Genomic DNA, 13,538 nt, shown 5'->3' on the forward strand with positions numbered 1-13,538 from the left:
GAGGGAGCAGCCACATGCGAGACACCAACCAGAGACGTGGGACGGCGGAAGACCCTGCGCTGACGGAGATCGTCCGCCGACTGGTGGAGGCGTACCGGCCCGAACGGGTCTATCTCTTCGGCTCCGGCGCCCGCGGGGAGACGGGGCCGGACAGCGACTACGATCTGATGGTGGTAGTGCCGGACGACGCGCCGGCCGAACGCCGCCGCAGCCGAGTCGCCTATGAAGCGCTGCGCGGGACGGGGACCGCCGCGGATGTTCTGGTGTGGACGCGGGAGGCCTTCGAGAGCAGGCTTTCCCTGCGCGCGTCGCTGCCCACGACCATCGTCGCCGAGGGGAGGCTGCTCTATGCTGCCGGATGAGGCGAGGAGTGCGGATACTCGAGCCTGGCTCGCGAAGGCGCGCACCGACCTGCGCAGCGCGGAGCATGCCCTCGCCGCCTCTCCGCCGCTGCTGGAGGACGTTCTGTTCCACTGTCAGCAGACTATCGAGAAGGCAATGAAAGGGCTGCTGGTCTGGCACGACGTGCCTTTTCGCAAAACGCACAGCCTGGAAGAACTGGGCCGACAATGCGTCGCCATTGAGCCGACGCTGGAGCCGCTGGCGGATCGGGTTTCGCCCTTGAGCGAGTACGCCTGGAGGTTCCGTTATCCCGATGAGCAGGATTCCCCGGCGCGCGAGGAGGCGGAGGAAGCGCTCGGGGCCGCTCGCGCCGCCCTCGCCGCGATTGCTGACTGCCTGCCCTCCGCGATCGGCGAGTGATCGCCAGGCGATTCCCGCACCGCGACGGCCGGAATCGGACGTGTGCCGCGAGTGTGAGCGGCTCGATTGGGGCTCGCATACTATGTTCACTGCCAGGTGGACAACTGCATTCCGGTGGGGCGGGCGTCTCGCCCGCCAATTGAATTCATTCGCAGCCGAGACGGCGTGGACGCAATCGGGTGCCCACAGGTCACGTTCGTGACCCCGCTCCGGGCGTGCTTTCGCCTGCCCCCGAAAAGGAGTACAATTGCGCCGAAGAGGGCGCGCGCGCCGAGCACCCGTCCGGCCGCAAATCTGGCAGGCCAGGCGTCTCGCCTCGTCGCGGCACGAAGCCGCCGGAAGATGCTTCATGAATAACCTGTCCCTAATCTCCCATGTTGATCTGGAGGCGAGAAGTCGGCTTGCGGCTGCGACCGGGGCCTACTTGCGAGGGGAGACGAGGTCGTTTGCTTTCGACGAAGTTGTAGACGATGCAATGTATGATGAGTGTGAGGGTAGAGATGGCAGCCTGTCAAAGGTCGCTTACGAGCTTTGGTGCTTCTACGACGATTTCTCGGATCACAGTGTTCGCACGAGCGCTGAAGGATGGGCGTACTTGAAACGGCTGCTAGCCTTCCTGACGACCGACTATGTTCTCACCGAACGCGTGCATCGCACGTGGCATCGTGGCCAGCTCGTGGCGCTCGGCTCGCTGGCTATGCTGATCGTGGCGTACCTTGCCTGGTGCAACTCCACACACTGGCCGCTCTTCCTCCTGATGTGGATCGGGGTGGCCCTGGCGGTGCGATACTGCCCTGACCCTCCGGTGAGAGGGCCAGACATGGAGCAGTTGTGGCAATTCTCGCCGTTTCTGTCAGAGGATGACTGGCAGGGACACGCGCGCCTCCTGGATCAGTACCGTATTCCCCCCTATGATCCGCAGAAGCACATGGAGCCATACCCGCCTCGGCTCGGCTGGTGGGTCATGGACATCCAAATTTGGATCTGGCGTTTCGTGGGATTACCGTTGGTGATCTTGCCTCGGCTTTGGCCACACACGGAGAGCGTGTTGCTACGAGAAGCCAATCAGGGCCAGGCCGTCGCCGTGGTAACTGTGTAGGGTCTGGAACCGCGGGCGCCCGAGAAGCGCAGCCGCACCAGGCGTTTCAACGTGGCTATCCATCGGTCCGGGGGATAGGAGCGGCCGACAGGACGCGACTGGTGTTGGTCGGGCAGGCGCCTGCCAACCTTTCGCAGCCGAGACGGCTGCGCTACCAGAGAGCTCACTTTGTGAACCTATTTGGCGAGCCTCTATAGTGGGGATGGTTGGGCGACGCACCGGGCGCGACTTCCCATAGAAGTCGCGTTGCTGCCGGTGCGCCCCGACAGGTCGGGACGCACCCACGAGGCGATCCCCATTTGTGGCGGTCACCAATGCCGTGTAGGGCAGGACCTTGCCTCCTGCCCTTTCTCGTCCCACATGCGGCTTTCGGCGGCACGACGTCGGGGTTCTCAGTACGGCGACCCCGCAAAGGGGCCCCCCTTCCGCGCCAGCACGTTCCAGTGCCGAATGCCGTCCGGCTTTTCATGAAACTCCCGTTCCGACATGGATTCGATGTCGAAAGCGCATAGCAACTCGCGGATCTCTTCCTCCGTGCAGTAATGATGCGGCACCGGCCCCTCGCGATGATCCTCGTTGACCCAGGTGCCGGGTTCGATTTCGCGCCCCTTGCCGCAGTCGCGATGCCGGGGAGAATGCGTCGCCCACATGAAGACGCCGCCCGAGGACAGCTTCTGCGCGATGAGACCGATGATGCGCCCGAGCGTCGCGCGGTCACAGTGGTGGATGACCTGAGTCGAAACCACGCCGTCGAAGTGCCCGTCGGGGAAGGGGAGCTCCCGCATGTCGAGCGCCAGCACGTTCGCCCGCAGCCCCGCCTGCTCCAGGTTCTGCCGGCACGCTGAGATCGCCGCCGGCGCGTTGTCGGTGGCGGTGACCTCGCAGCCCCGTCCGGAAAGATAGACCGTGTGGCGGCCCAGGCCGCAGCCGATGTCGAGCACGCGGCGGCGCCCCTCGGCGGCCAGCAGGTCCGCCATCGCCACCACCTCGGACAGGGGCGGAAACTCCTGCCAGAGCTTCGCTATTGCCGGGTTCTGCCACAGCTTCTGCCAGCCGCCCACTACGGCTGGCCTTCGCCGCGGGCGCCGGGGGGCGGGTTGGGCTCCGGCTGGGGCACGCTGGTACGCGCTTTGAGCCAGCGCAGCAGGCCGGGCGCACCCGCGAGCCGCAGCCCCAGCGCGATGACCCACAGCAGCGCCATCGCCGCCAGCGGCAAGTACGCCAGGGCAAACACCAGGGTCACCAGTCTGTCGCTCATCGGTTAGCTCTCACTCGTCCGCCGGCAGGGCCGCGCCCGAGGGGCACACCTGCGCGCACAGTCCGCAATCGGTGCACAGCTCGGGGTCTATGGTGTAAACCTCGCCCTCGCTGATCGCGTCCGCCGGGCATTCCTGGATGCACGCGCCGCACGCCGTGCAGTCATCGGTTATGGTATGAGGCATCCGCCGGCCCTCCGTTTGCATCCGGGCGCCACCCCCGCGCCGGACCTATTCGGCCCTAGCCGCTTGCACACCTGCCGCGGATGAGGAGCATGGGCGCCCCCGCCCGTGATGCCCCTGGCCAAGGTGGCCAGGCTCCACGAGCGGTCAAGGCCGCCAGCCCCCAGAGGCCGTCCGGCGGCACTATCATCCGCGCCGACCCTCGCATTTATGCACACATCTGTTTTCCGCAATTTTCCAAAATCGCCCAGCCATGAGAAGGATGGCCTCATGCGAGGGAGAAGCGTTCTCTCGCTGGTCCGAATTCACCCCGCCAGGTCGGGGTGCTTGGACGAGTCCGAAGCAACCATCACAGCAAGGGAGGTGAAGCGATGGAGGCCTATTGCGTCAAGTGCAAGGCGAAGCGGGACATGAGAAATCCGACCCAGGTCACGATGAAGAACGGGAAGCCCGCGACCCAGGGCACGTGCCCGGCGTGCGGGACGAAGATGTTCAAGATCGGGGCGGCTAAGCCGGGCTGCTCCTGCGGCTAGTCAAGGTCCGGGCAGGCAATCTACCGGGGCGCGGGGACCCATCCGCGCCCCGTTCTGCTGGGGGCTGCGCCGATCAGGCTCGGCCGCGCCCAGCCCGGATCGAGGGAGGGGCCGGACTGAGCATGACCCCCGAGGGCCAACTCAACGCCGTCGCCCGCAGCGTGCGGCGCTGTCGGCGTTGTCGTCTGTGGCGGTCGCGCGCCCGCGCGGTACCGGGAGAAGGCGCTGCGCGCGCGCGGATCGTATTCATCGGCGAGGCCCCAGGACGCGCCGAGGATGAGAGCGGCCGGCCGTTCCAGGGCATGGCGGGGCGCGAGTTCGACCAACTGCTGCGCCGCGCCGGCCTGCGACGCGAGGACATTTTCGTCACCGGCGTCAACAAGTGCCGACCGCCGGGCAACCGCCGCCCCCGCCGCGACGAGATGGACGCCTGCCGCCGCGCCCACCTCGACCGTCAGCTCGCCGCCATCGCCCCGCGGCTGGTGGTGCTCATGGGTGGGGTCGCGGTGGAGGCGATGCTGGGCCGCCCGCGCCTGCGGGGCGTGCTCGGGCGCGTAGTCGAGCGCGACGGGCGGCGTTACTTCGTAACCTACCACCCCGCCGCCGCCATGCGCTTTCCGGCGGCCGGCCGCAGTGCTCGCCGCCACTTCGCGCGGCTGCCGGCGGTGTCAGCCCGCGCTCGGTGACGGCCTACGGCGCTGGCGGCGTTGCGCTTGCCGGCGCCGGTCGCGGCAGCAGGCCGTTGTATATCCAGCCCACGAGCACACCGCAGATGACGCCGTCCACAAACCCCCACAGGAAGCCGATGACGGCGCCGACCGGGGTCAGGCTCAGCCCCGGGTAGAGAGAGGCGAGCGTGACGATCCAGTTCGCGCCGTAGCTCCCCGTGATCCGATTGGCGACCACGACTGCCAAGATCCCGACGCCCCAGATGATCCCCAGCGCCAATCCCAGAGCACCCGCATTCAGTCGCTGCATGTCACCGCTCCTTTCCCAAGCAGTACGCTGCCGTCCACCCACAAGCAACCCGCGGTCCCTCCTCATGTGCGAGGGGACAGTTCTCCGTCGCCCAGGGCAGCGCCCAGGCCCGGGGCGGGAAGGAACTGTCCCCCCCATGCCCGAGCAGTGCATGGTTCGAGGAGATGTCCGCATATCCCTGGTGTGCAGCCGGAGCAAGCGGACGGCAAGAGCGGGCGTCAGTCAGAGGAGGCGGGCGCGGCGGGTGCGGCGGGCGCGGGAGCTGCGATCTCCTCTGCGGACGGGACGAGGGCCACGTCGTGGCTGTTGCCGTTGATGACGGCGTAGTCCACGAACACCTTGTCGCGCCAGGTGGCGCCGGTTCGCGGGTCGCGCACGGTCAGCAGGTAGTATCCCACCGGCATGCCGCGCAGCCGGTAGCGGCCCTCGGCGGAGGGGTCAAGCTCGCGCCGTTCCTCGCTGAAGGTGCCGGTGGCGGTGGTGGCATATACGAGGCCGCTGCCCGGATCCTGAAGCGTGATCTCGGCGCCCGGCACCGGCATCGTCATCGACAGGTCGCTGGTGCCGGGGACCGGCTGCAATACGCTGCCCTCGAGACTCCCCTGTCGGAAGTAGCCGGCGACGACGTAGACGGTGGCCGCCGCGATGAAAGCCCACACCAGGGCCCGTCTCCACTCGCCGAGCGGCGTGAACTTCGCCAGGGCCTCCGTCACCGCCACTCCCAGGGCGCCGTAGGCCGCGGCGCGGACCAGGAAGTCGGTCATCACCGGCTCGTGCTCGGCTATCAGCGGGATCGCAACCCCTGCCGGGATCGCGATTAGCCCCGCGAGCGCGCCGGCAAAAGGCAGCCCGGGGATCTGAAACGACGCCGCGATGACGCCGGCGACGAAGGCGATCCCCGCTGTCGCATACGGCAACTGTCGCCACAGCACCGCGTCGCGCTCCAGCAACTGCGGGCTGGTGAGCAGTCGAAGCGTCGCGGCGTAGGCGAATGAGCCGAGGATGATCACGAAGATCGCGGCCAGCGCACCCAACGCAGTCTGCACCGGCCGGCTCAGGCGCCGGGCGCGCACGTGCACGGCTTCAAGGTGGGGCGCCGCCGCGCGCGGGCGATTCTCGGCCGCTCCGGGCGGCGGCTCTGACAGCTCCCGTGTCGCCGCCCGCTCCAGCTCCTTGAGCAAGCTCTTGGAGGCGGCGTGAGCCGGGTCCTTGCTCAGGGCTGCGCGCACCTGCTGGAGCGCGTCATCCGTGCGTCCGGCGCTGCGGTAGGCGCGGGCCAGGTTGTAACGCGCCGCGGCACAGCCTGAGTCCAGCCACACCGCGCGCTCGAAGTGGTGCCCGGCAAGCGCGAGCTCACCTTGGCGCAGGTAGGCCTCGCCGAGCAGGTGATGCACCTGGTAGCTGCGGGGGCTGCTGCTGAGAGCTTGCTCCAGCGCCTCGATCGCCTGGTCGGCGAGGCCTTCCTGCAGCAGCGCGGAAGCGGCTGCGACCCGGTCGTCAACCGCCGAGGTGGCAGCGCCGCCGCACCCCGGGCAAGCGGCGCTGTCGAATTCCAGGTTGCACGTACGACAAATCATGCTGCGAATAAGCGCGCAAAAGCCGGCGTCAGGTTGTCAACGCCGGTGCGCTCACACTGCGATTATACCCGCTTCGGCGGCGCGTTTCGGCGCGCGATGTCGCCGGGGTGTGCGGTCTAGTCTCGCGCTCATCGCCGATGATTCGGCAGGGGCGGCCGCATTTCCTCTCGGAGCTTACGCGGCGGAACCCGCGTCCGCCCCCGCCGCTCGGGGCAGGTGGGCGCACAGCGGCTCGGGGCTCATCCAGTCGCCGCTGTGGGCGAAAGCGCGCGCGCGGCAGCCGCCGCAGATGCGCCTGAACTCACATATTCCACACTTGCCCTGGATGAGGTCATCGTCGCGCAGCGCCTGCAGCACCGCCGATGCGCGCCAGATCTCCGCCAGCCGCGACACCCGTACGTTGCCCGCCGGCAGCGGCAGATAGCCGCAGGGGTTGACCTCTCCGCGGCTGGAGATGAAGCAGAACGCTCGCCCCGCCTGGCACCCCCGGGTCATGTGGTCCAGCACCGCCCCCGCCTCCCCTGGCGCGCGGCGCTCGGCCCCGTCCTGCGCCGCCACCCGGCAGTACTGCGGCATGTCCGTGGGCTTGAAGGCCAGCCGACCTCGCAGCTCGGCCTCCCGCCGGCGCAGGCGCACCATCATCTCCTCGCAGCGCTCCGGCGTCAGCGCCTGGGGGGCCAGCTCCTCGCCGCGCCCCGTTTCCACCAACAGGAAGGGATGAAAGGCCGCCGCTCCCAGCGCCAATGCGAGGTCAATGACGCCCTCAACGTGGTCCACGTTGAGGGCGCTTATCGTGGTGTTCACCTGGCATTCGATCCCCGCCTCGCGCAGCAGGCGCAGGGCGCGAATCGCCGCGTCGAACGCGCCGGGTACGCCCCGGAACCCATCGTGCAGTGCGGGCGTCGGGAAGTCCAGGCTGATCGCGGCCCGCTGAATGCCGCACGCGCGCATGCGGGCCACGACTTCGGCGGTGACGTGCAGCCCGTTGGGCGCCATCGTCACCCGCATGCCGGCGGCGGTCGCCCGCGCCGCGATGTCGGACCAGTCGTCCCGCAGCAGGGGATCGCCGCCGCTGAGGATGAGCAGCCGGGTCCCCGCCTGCGCGAGCTGGTCCACCAGCGCCAGCGCCTCGCCCGGGCTCAACTCCTGGGGATCGGGCTCGGTGTTCGCGCTCGCGCGGCAGTGCTTGCATGCCAGGTCGCAGCGCTTGGTGATCTCCCAGGCAACAATGCGCGGCGGGGGGAGCTCCCGCCGCGGCTCTGCCGACGGAGCTGTCATGGCGGCCGCTTCAATCTCCAGCTCGGCGAGATCTGCGCAGTCTGCGCTTCAATGGCGGTGATTCCCCTGCAGGCGCCGCTCTAACCGTAGGACGGCGCCGCTCGGGATCGTGTGGAACAGGCGCCCCACCCCGGCGGGCAAGCCTCGCCTGCTCAATTCGGCGTCGCGCACGCGGCGCCGACACCCCACCCGGTCGGGGTGCCACCGGGCTGTCGCAGCACGCGAAGTCATTGCTGTAATGCACCAGACTCTTCAGTGCGCGGCTAGGTTTTCTCCTCCTGCGCGCGGGCGCGGGCTTGCAGCTCCGCGAGCTTGTTGAGGGCGTCGAGCGGGGTCAGTGATTCAACATCAACGTCCTTCGGCGTCCTCAACCGTCAAGATGCGTGTGATCTGGTCGAGCAACTGCGGGAGGTGATGGAGGGCGATGTCCCATACGATCTCGTGGTCTATCCCGAAATACTCGTGAATGACGATGTCACGCAGGCCGGCCATCTTCTTCCATTCGACTTCGGGGTAACGCTCTTGCGTTGCCTTGGGCATAGGTCAGCCCCTCGACATAGCGCGCAATCTTGTCACAAGATGCCCGGATGTCGTCAAGGAAGAACCGGTAGTCACGCGACATGGACGGCCTCTTCCTCCACGCGCGGCCGCAGACGCGGCTTGAGGGCTTTGCGCGTAACCAGGTCCACCTGGCAGCCCAGGAGCTCCTCGAGATACTCCTTGAGCGCCATGTAGCGGTCGAAGGTCGCTCGCCCCTCGAATTCCACGAGCAGATCAACGTCGCTGTCCGGCCCCGCCTGCCCGCGGGCGGCGGAACCGAAGAGGGCCAGCGATTTCGTGCCGAGGGCGGTGATCTCGGCGCGGTGGGACCGCAAGCGGCTTAGCAGTTCATCGCGCGTCATGAGTCTTTGCCTCAGGCTGCGAATGAGCCGCCGTTTCTTCTCACGGCGCTTCCCATAGTCTCCCACTCGCAGGCCGGCGAGTCAAGCAGAACAGCTCACGGATTATAACCGCGAAGAGTGGGAACCGGAAGCCCAACTCGTAGGGGCGCACGGCGTGCGCCCCTACACAGCGGCTAGGTCTGCTCTGCAGGCCACCGTGGCGGGCCGATTCGTCGGCCCTAGCCACCTAAAGGCCACCGTGGCGGTCGCCTTGCGACCTAGCCACCGACGGCGGCGGTGCCACGTCTCGGCGCGCAACCTAGCCATCCCCACCTAGGAACGGTCACGCCTGGCTCTTAGCGATTCCGGTCTCTGTGCTCTCCGTGGTTAGGCTTCTTCTCCTGCGCGCGGGCGCGGGCTTGCAGCTCCGCGAGCTTGTTGAGGGCGTCGAGCGGGGTCATGGATTCGACGTCAACGGTCATCAGTTCGTCCACCAGCGGGTGGGGGACCGCCTCGAACAGCGTCAACTGTGACTGCGGCGCCGGGGGCGGCTTGACCGCGGGCGCGCGCGGCGGCAGGCTGCCCACGGAATTGGCCTGCTCCAGGCTCCACAGCACCTGCTTGGCGCGCTCCACCACCTCGTGCGGCAGCCCCGCCAGGCGCGCGACCTGGATGCCGTAGCTGCGGTCGGTGCCGCCGGGGACGATCTTGCGCAGGAAGATGATGCGCTCGCCTTCCTCCTTGACCGCCACGCGGTAGTTCTTCGCGCGCGGCAGGGTCTTCTCCAGATCGTTGAGGTGATGGTAATGGGTGGCGAACAGCGCCTTGGCGCCGATACGCGGGCTGTTGTGGATGTGCTCCGCCACCGCCCAGGCGATGGAGAGGCCGTCGAAGGTCGAGGTGCCGCGGCCGATCTCGTCGAGGATGATGAGCGAGCGGCGGGTGGCGTTGTGGAGGATGTTGGCGGTCTCGTTCATCTCGACCATGAAGGTGGACTGGCCGGTGGCGAGGTCGTCGCTGGCGCCGACGCGGGTGAAGATGCGGTCCACCGCGCCGATGCGCGCCGCGGCCGCGGGGACGAAGCAGCCGATCTGCGCCATGAGCACGATCAGCGCGACCTGGCGCAGGTAGGTGGACTTGCCCGCCATGTTGGGCCCGGTGATGATGAGGAGCTGGTGGTCGGAGCAATCGAGGCGCGCGTCGTTGGGGACGAAGCGCTCGCCGGCCTGCGTCTTCTCCACCACCGGGTGGCGCCCGGCCTTGATCTCGACCGCCTCGCCGTCGTCCACCTCGGGCCGGATGTAGCCGCGCTGCGCCGCCAGCTCGGCGAAGGTCGCCGCCACGTCGGCGGTCGCCACCAGCGCCGCCGCCGCCTGCAGGCGCGCGGCTTCCCCCGCCACCCGCCGGCGCAGGTCGCACAACAACTCGTACTCCAGCTCCACGATCTGGTCGTGCGCGCCCAGCACCTTCGCCTCGTACTCCTTGAGCGCGGGGGTGATGAAGCGCTCGCCGTTGGCCAGCGTCTGCTTGCGGATGTAATCGGCGGGCACCGCCGCCAGGTTGGGCTTGGTGACCTCGAGGTAGTAGCCGAAGACCTGGTTATAGCCGACCTTGAGCGACTTGATGCCGGTGCGCTCGCGCTCGGACTGCTCGAGGGCGGCGATCCAGTCTTTGCCCTCGGCGCTGGCGACGCGCAGCTCGTCCAGTTCAGCGTGGTAGCCCGGGCGGATGAGCCCGCCGTCGCGCAGGCCGATGGGGGGGTCGTCGGCGATGGCGGCGCGCAGGGCGGCCTCGAGCTCGGCCAGGGGATCGGCGCCCGCGGCGAGCGCGCGCAGGGGGGCGCAGTCGGTGGCCGCCAGCAGGGCGATAAGCTGCGGCAAACGCGCCAGGGAGTCGCGCAGGGCCGCCAGCTCGCGCGCATTGGCGGTGCCGGCGGCGGCGCGGCTGGTGAGGCGCTCGAGGTCGCTGATGGCGCGCAGCAGGTCGCGCAGGCTCGCCCGCAGCAGGGCGTCGCGGCGCAGCTCCGCCACCGCCTCCAGGCGCTGCTCGATCGCCGCCGGGTCGAGCAGCGGCGACAGCAGCCACCGCCGGAGCTGCCGCGCCCCCATCGAGGTCACGGTCTCGTCGAGCAGCCACAGCAGGCTGTGGGTGCGACCGCCGTCGCGCAGCGACTGGGTCAGCTCCAGGTTGCGCCGGGTGGCAGCGTCGAGGATCATGGACTGCGACAGCGAGTAGGTGGTGAGGCTGCGGATCTGTTCGAGGGCGGACTTCTGGTTCTTCCGGAGGTAGCACAGCGCCATGCCGGCGGCGTGGATGGCGAGCGGCAGCTCCTCGCAGCCGAAGCCGCGCAGGGAGGTGGTGCCGAAGTGGCGGGTGAGGATCTCGTGGGGGGTGTCGAGCTCGAAATCGTCCTCGGCGAACTCGCTCACCCGGCAGCCGCAAGCCTGGCCCAGGAGTTCCGCGAACGCCGCGTCCTGCGCCGCCTCCGCCGGCAGCAGCACCTCCGCCGGAGCGATGCGCGACAGCTCCTCCAGCAGCGCCTCCTCGCCCGTCCCCTGCGTCACCGCGAATTCGCCGGTCGAGCAGTCAACCGCCGCCACGCCCCATCCATCCTCCGCGATGACCGCCGCCGCCAGGTAGTTATTGCGCCGCTCATCGAGCAGGTAGTCCTCGACCACCGTCCCCGGGGTGAGGACGCGCGTAACCTCGCGGCGCACCAGGCCGCGCGCCGTTTTCGGATCCTCGACCTGCTCGCAGATGGCGGCCTTGTGCCCCGCCGCCAGCAGCCGCGCCACGTAGCGCTCGACCGCGTGATAGGGCACCCCGCACATGGGCAGGCGCCGCCCCTTGCCGACCTCGCGCGAGGTCAGGGTCAGGTTGAGGATGCCGGCGGCGAGCTCGGCGTCAGCGCCGAACATCTCGTAGAAATCCCCCAGCCGGAACAGCAGGATGACATCGGCGTGCTCGCGCTTGATCGCCTGGTACTGCGCGAGCATGGGGGTTATGCCGTTGTCGGCGGGCTTGGTCACGGGTCGGCCGGCTCCCCGGCTTGCGGCCGCGGATGGACGCGGATTGGCACTGATGCAGCCGCGTGTAGTTTAGCGCAAGCGGACGCTCGTGGCAATGCGCGACCGCGCCCTGCCAGAGAGAAACCGCCACTCCCTAGCCGATGTGCTCCCACGGCAGGGGCTCGTCGGCGGCGCGGGGACGGGCGGCGAAGGATTCGGGGTCGAGGTTCTCGGCCGCGAAGGCGCCGCGCCACGCCGCCAGCGACCCCCCCGCCTCCGCCGCGCGGGCGATGACCGCGCCCAGGCGCCGGTCGCCGCGGGCGAGCGCCGCCTGGATGAAGGCCCAGTTGGGGCTCTCGGCGGACATGGAGACGCCGGGTTCGGTGTGGAGCTGAGAGCGCAGGGCCTTCAATTGCGCGCCGATGTGGCGCGGCAAGGCCATGGCTTCGCGCTCGAAAGCGGTGCAGGGCTTGGGGACAAAGGTGCTGATGCTGGCCACCACCTGGGACATGTTGGCGTCGCGCTTGAGCCGGTGCACCAGGCGGGGGATGGCCTCGACATCGGCCGCGGTTTCGCCCGGCAGACCGAGCATGAAGTAGAGGCGCAGGCGCCGGATGCCGTTGGCCGCCGCCAGGCGCGCGGCGGCGAGGTATTGCTCCTCGGAGATGGACTTGCGCAGACGACGGCGCAGCCGGTCGCTGCCGGCCTCGGGGGCGAAGGTGATGGCGCGTGCGCCGCCTTCGCCCAGGGCCTCGACGATGGTGGTGCCGGCGCCGTCGGCGCGGATGGAGGACAGCGAGATGCGCGCCTTCATCTCGCGCAGGCCGCGCGCCAGGTGATCGAGGTGAGGATGGTCGGAGACGGCGGCCGCCACCAGGCCGATGGTGCGCCGGTGCTCGAGCCCCCGCGCCGCGACCTCCAGGAGGTGCTTGACCGAGCGGTAGCGGTAGGGGTGATAGCAGGGCGCGGTGACGCAGAACTTGCAGGCATGGGCGCAGCCGCGGCTGATCTCGATCAGGAACATGTTGCCGAACTCCGTGTCCGGGGTCAAGACCCGCGTGTGGGTCGGCCAGCGGTCGAGGTTGTCGGCGCGCAAGCGGCGCAGGCGCCGCGGGGCGCCCTTGGCCGGCGCCAGGCTTACGAACGCCCCGGGCGGCGAATACCGCGGCGCGTAGGATGACGGCACATAGACCCCGGGCAGCGCCTGCAGGCGGCGCAGGGCGTCGCCGCGATCCTCCGCCTCCAGCAGCGCCTCCGCGACTCCGTCCAGCACCGGCTCGGCCTCGCCCACGACAAAGGCGTCCACCACCTCCGCCAACGGCTCGGGGTTGAAGCCCACGCACACCCCGCCGGCGATGACGAGCGGATGCCGGTGGTCGCGGTCACGCGCGAAAACGGGCATCCGCGCGCGGCGCAAGGCGTCCACGGCATGGAGGTAGTCGAGCTCGAACGCGAGGCTGAAGGCGACAACGTCGAAGCGGTCGAGCGGGGTCTGCGACTCAATGGTCACCAGCGGGTGGTCTCGCTCCTGATCGTGACCGCGGTCGGGCATGAAGGCGCGCTCGCAGGCAACGTCGGGCCGCGCGTTGAGCAGGTGATAGATCGCGTGCACCGCCAGGCTGGACATGCCCACGTAGTAGGTGTTGGGGTAGACGAGGGCGATGCGTAGCACGCCCCCACCTGCTTTTATGACGGCGCCGGTCTCGCGGGTCAAGTGCCAGCGCGCCCGCTCGGCGAGAGGATTAGGCATTGGGACGCTCCGCCGCCGTCCCGACTGGTCGGGGCCATGGCGGGCAAGCCTCGGCGGGGTCAATCCTGCCGCGCGCAACCATGATTATCCGCGACCTCCCGCCGTCCCTGCCGCCGGCGGCGCACACTCGCGCTGCTTCGCATGGCAGCGCCGCCACGCCGCAGGCGCGCCGGCGCCGGCCGCGATCCGATCTCATGCCGGGACCGGTGAGCGCAAGTCGGGTCGAGCCGCAC

At 69.2% G+C, this 13,538-nt stretch carries 15 protein-coding genes; 5 read left to right on the forward strand and 10 right to left on the reverse strand.

Annotated elements, in window-relative coordinates; genetic code table 11:
• Positions 1–14: 14 nt before the first annotated feature.
• From VM221_06685 to VM221_06695, 3 genes are all read left to right on the forward strand, one after another.
• The gene (locus VM221_06685) at positions 15–362 is read left to right on the forward strand and encodes a nucleotidyltransferase domain-containing protein (protein HUT74505.1); all 348 of its coding nucleotides are present in this window, start codon (positions 15–17) and stop codon (positions 360–362) included.
• Positions 349–762, forward strand: coding sequence for a HEPN domain-containing protein (locus VM221_06690; GenBank protein ID HUT74506.1), 414 nt, complete (start codon positions 349–351; stop codon positions 760–762). Before VM221_06685 ends, VM221_06690 begins: the two co-directional genes overlap by 14 nt.
• Positions 763–1,357: 595 nt before the next feature.
• The gene (locus tag VM221_06695) at positions 1,358–1,861 is read left to right on the forward strand and encodes a hypothetical protein (protein HUT74507.1); all 504 of its coding nucleotides are present in this window, start codon (positions 1,358–1,360) and stop codon (positions 1,859–1,861) included.
• Between the two features lie 392 nt (positions 1,862–2,253).
• Here the strand turns inward: VM221_06695 and VM221_06700 are convergent, their stop codons facing one another.
• From VM221_06700 to VM221_06710, 3 genes are read right to left on the reverse strand one after another with little or no spacing between them, the layout of a single operon-like run.
• On the reverse strand, positions 2,254–2,922 hold the full coding sequence (locus VM221_06700; GenBank protein ID HUT74508.1) for a class I SAM-dependent methyltransferase: 669 nt from the start codon (positions 2,920–2,922) through the stop codon (positions 2,254–2,256).
• On the reverse strand, positions 2,922–3,119 hold the full coding sequence (locus tag VM221_06705; GenBank protein HUT74509.1) for a hypothetical protein: 198 nt from the start codon (positions 3,117–3,119) through the stop codon (positions 2,922–2,924). The genes VM221_06700 and VM221_06705 overlap by 1 nt, the downstream gene beginning before the upstream one ends.
• A 10-nt stretch (positions 3,120–3,129) precedes the next feature.
• Positions 3,130–3,303 (reverse strand): 4Fe-4S binding protein, encoded by a 174-nt coding sequence (locus tag VM221_06710; GenBank protein ID HUT74510.1) that lies wholly within the window; start codon positions 3,301–3,303, stop codon positions 3,130–3,132.
• Between the two features lie 368 nt (positions 3,304–3,671).
• Here VM221_06710 and VM221_06715 point away from each other — a divergent pair, with 368 nt between their 5' ends.
• Complete coding sequence (locus tag VM221_06715) at positions 3,672–3,833, forward strand: DUF5679 domain-containing protein (protein HUT74511.1); 162 nt, start codon at positions 3,672–3,674, stop codon at positions 3,831–3,833.
• Positions 3,834–3,955: 122 nt separating this feature from the next.
• Entirely contained in the window at positions 3,956–4,519 is a 564-nt protein-coding gene (locus VM221_06720) for a uracil-DNA glycosylase (protein ID HUT74512.1), read from the forward strand.
• A 4-nt stretch (positions 4,520–4,523) separates the two neighbouring features.
• Here VM221_06720 and VM221_06725 read toward each other — a convergent pair whose 3' ends face one another.
• The 7 genes from VM221_06725 to VM221_06755 all read right to left on the reverse strand — a co-directional run bounded on the left by VM221_06725 (position 4,524) and on the right by VM221_06755 (position 13,305).
• On the reverse strand, positions 4,524–4,811 hold the full coding sequence (locus VM221_06725; protein ID HUT74513.1) for a bacteriophage holin: 288 nt from the start codon (positions 4,809–4,811) through the stop codon (positions 4,524–4,526).
• Between the two features lie 218 nt (positions 4,812–5,029).
• Positions 5,030–6,388, reverse strand: a complete 1,359-nt coding sequence (locus tag VM221_06730) for a tetratricopeptide repeat protein (GenBank protein ID HUT74514.1) — start codon at positions 6,386–6,388, stop codon at positions 5,030–5,032.
• A 174-nt stretch (positions 6,389–6,562) separates the two neighbouring features.
• Positions 6,563–7,666 (reverse strand): radical SAM protein, encoded by a 1,104-nt coding sequence (locus tag VM221_06735; GenBank protein HUT74515.1) that lies wholly within the window; start codon positions 7,664–7,666, stop codon positions 6,563–6,565.
• A 348-nt stretch (positions 7,667–8,014) separates the two neighbouring features.
• Positions 8,015–8,206 carry a HepT-like ribonuclease domain-containing protein gene (locus VM221_06740; protein ID HUT74516.1) on the reverse strand — a complete coding sequence of 64 codons (192 nt, stop codon included), beginning with the start codon at positions 8,204–8,206 and terminating at the stop codon, positions 8,015–8,017.
• Positions 8,207–8,277: 71 nt separating this feature from the next.
• The gene (locus VM221_06745; GenBank protein ID HUT74517.1) at positions 8,278–8,568 is read right to left on the reverse strand and encodes a nucleotidyltransferase family protein; all 291 of its coding nucleotides are present in this window, start codon (positions 8,566–8,568) and stop codon (positions 8,278–8,280) included.
• Positions 8,569–8,903: 335 nt separating this feature from the next.
• Positions 8,904–11,543 carry a DNA mismatch repair protein MutS gene (mutS, locus tag VM221_06750; protein HUT74518.1) on the reverse strand — a complete coding sequence of 880 codons (2,640 nt, stop codon included), beginning with the start codon at positions 11,541–11,543 and terminating at the stop codon, positions 8,904–8,906.
• A gap of 166 nt (positions 11,544–11,709) precedes the next feature.
• Positions 11,710–13,305, reverse strand: coding sequence for a radical SAM protein (locus VM221_06755; protein HUT74519.1), 1,596 nt, complete (start codon positions 13,303–13,305; stop codon positions 11,710–11,712).
• Positions 13,306–13,538: the final 233 nt, after the last annotated feature.

The organism is Armatimonadota bacterium, assembly GCA_035527535.1.
In the GTDB taxonomy this organism is placed as follows: Bacteria; Armatimonadota; Hebobacteria.

Excerpts from the sequence above, each read along its gene's own strand:
- VM221_06705 (HUT74509.1), bottom strand. The coding sequence starts at position 3,119 with ATGAGCGACAGACTGGTGACCCTGGTGTTTGCCCTGGCGTACTTGCCG.
- VM221_06730 (HUT74514.1), bottom strand. The coding sequence starts at position 6,388 with ATGATTTGTCGTACGTGCAACCTGGAATTCGACAGCGCCGCTTGCCCG.
- VM221_06740 (HUT74516.1), bottom strand. The coding sequence starts at position 8,206 with ATGCCCAAGGCAACGCAAGAGCGTTACCCCGAAGTCGAATGGAAGAAG.
- VM221_06690 (HUT74506.1), top strand. The coding sequence starts at position 349 with ATGCTGCCGGATGAGGCGAGGAGTGCGGATACTCGAGCCTGGCTCGCG.
- VM221_06725 (HUT74513.1), bottom strand. The coding sequence starts at position 4,811 with ATGCAGCGACTGAATGCGGGTGCTCTGGGATTGGCGCTGGGGATCATC.
- VM221_06755 (HUT74519.1), bottom strand. The coding sequence starts at position 13,305 with ATGCCTAATCCTCTCGCCGAGCGGGCGCGCTGGCACTTGACCCGCGAG.
- VM221_06685 (HUT74505.1), top strand. The coding sequence starts at position 15 with ATGCGAGACACCAACCAGAGACGTGGGACGGCGGAAGACCCTGCGCTG.
- VM221_06735 (HUT74515.1), bottom strand. The coding sequence starts at position 7,666 with ATGACAGCTCCGTCGGCAGAGCCGCGGCGGGAGCTCCCCCCGCCGCGC.
- mutS (HUT74518.1), bottom strand. The coding sequence starts at position 11,543 with ATGCTCGCGCAGTACCAGGCGATCAAGCGCGAGCACGCCGATGTCATC.
- VM221_06710 (HUT74510.1), bottom strand. The coding sequence starts at position 3,303 with ATGCCTCATACCATAACCGATGACTGCACGGCGTGCGGCGCGTGCATC.
- VM221_06720 (HUT74512.1), top strand. The coding sequence starts at position 3,956 with ATGACCCCCGAGGGCCAACTCAACGCCGTCGCCCGCAGCGTGCGGCGC.
- VM221_06715 (HUT74511.1), top strand. The coding sequence starts at position 3,672 with ATGGAGGCCTATTGCGTCAAGTGCAAGGCGAAGCGGGACATGAGAAAT.
- VM221_06745 (HUT74517.1), bottom strand. The coding sequence starts at position 8,568 with ATGACGCGCGATGAACTGCTAAGCCGCTTGCGGTCCCACCGCGCCGAG.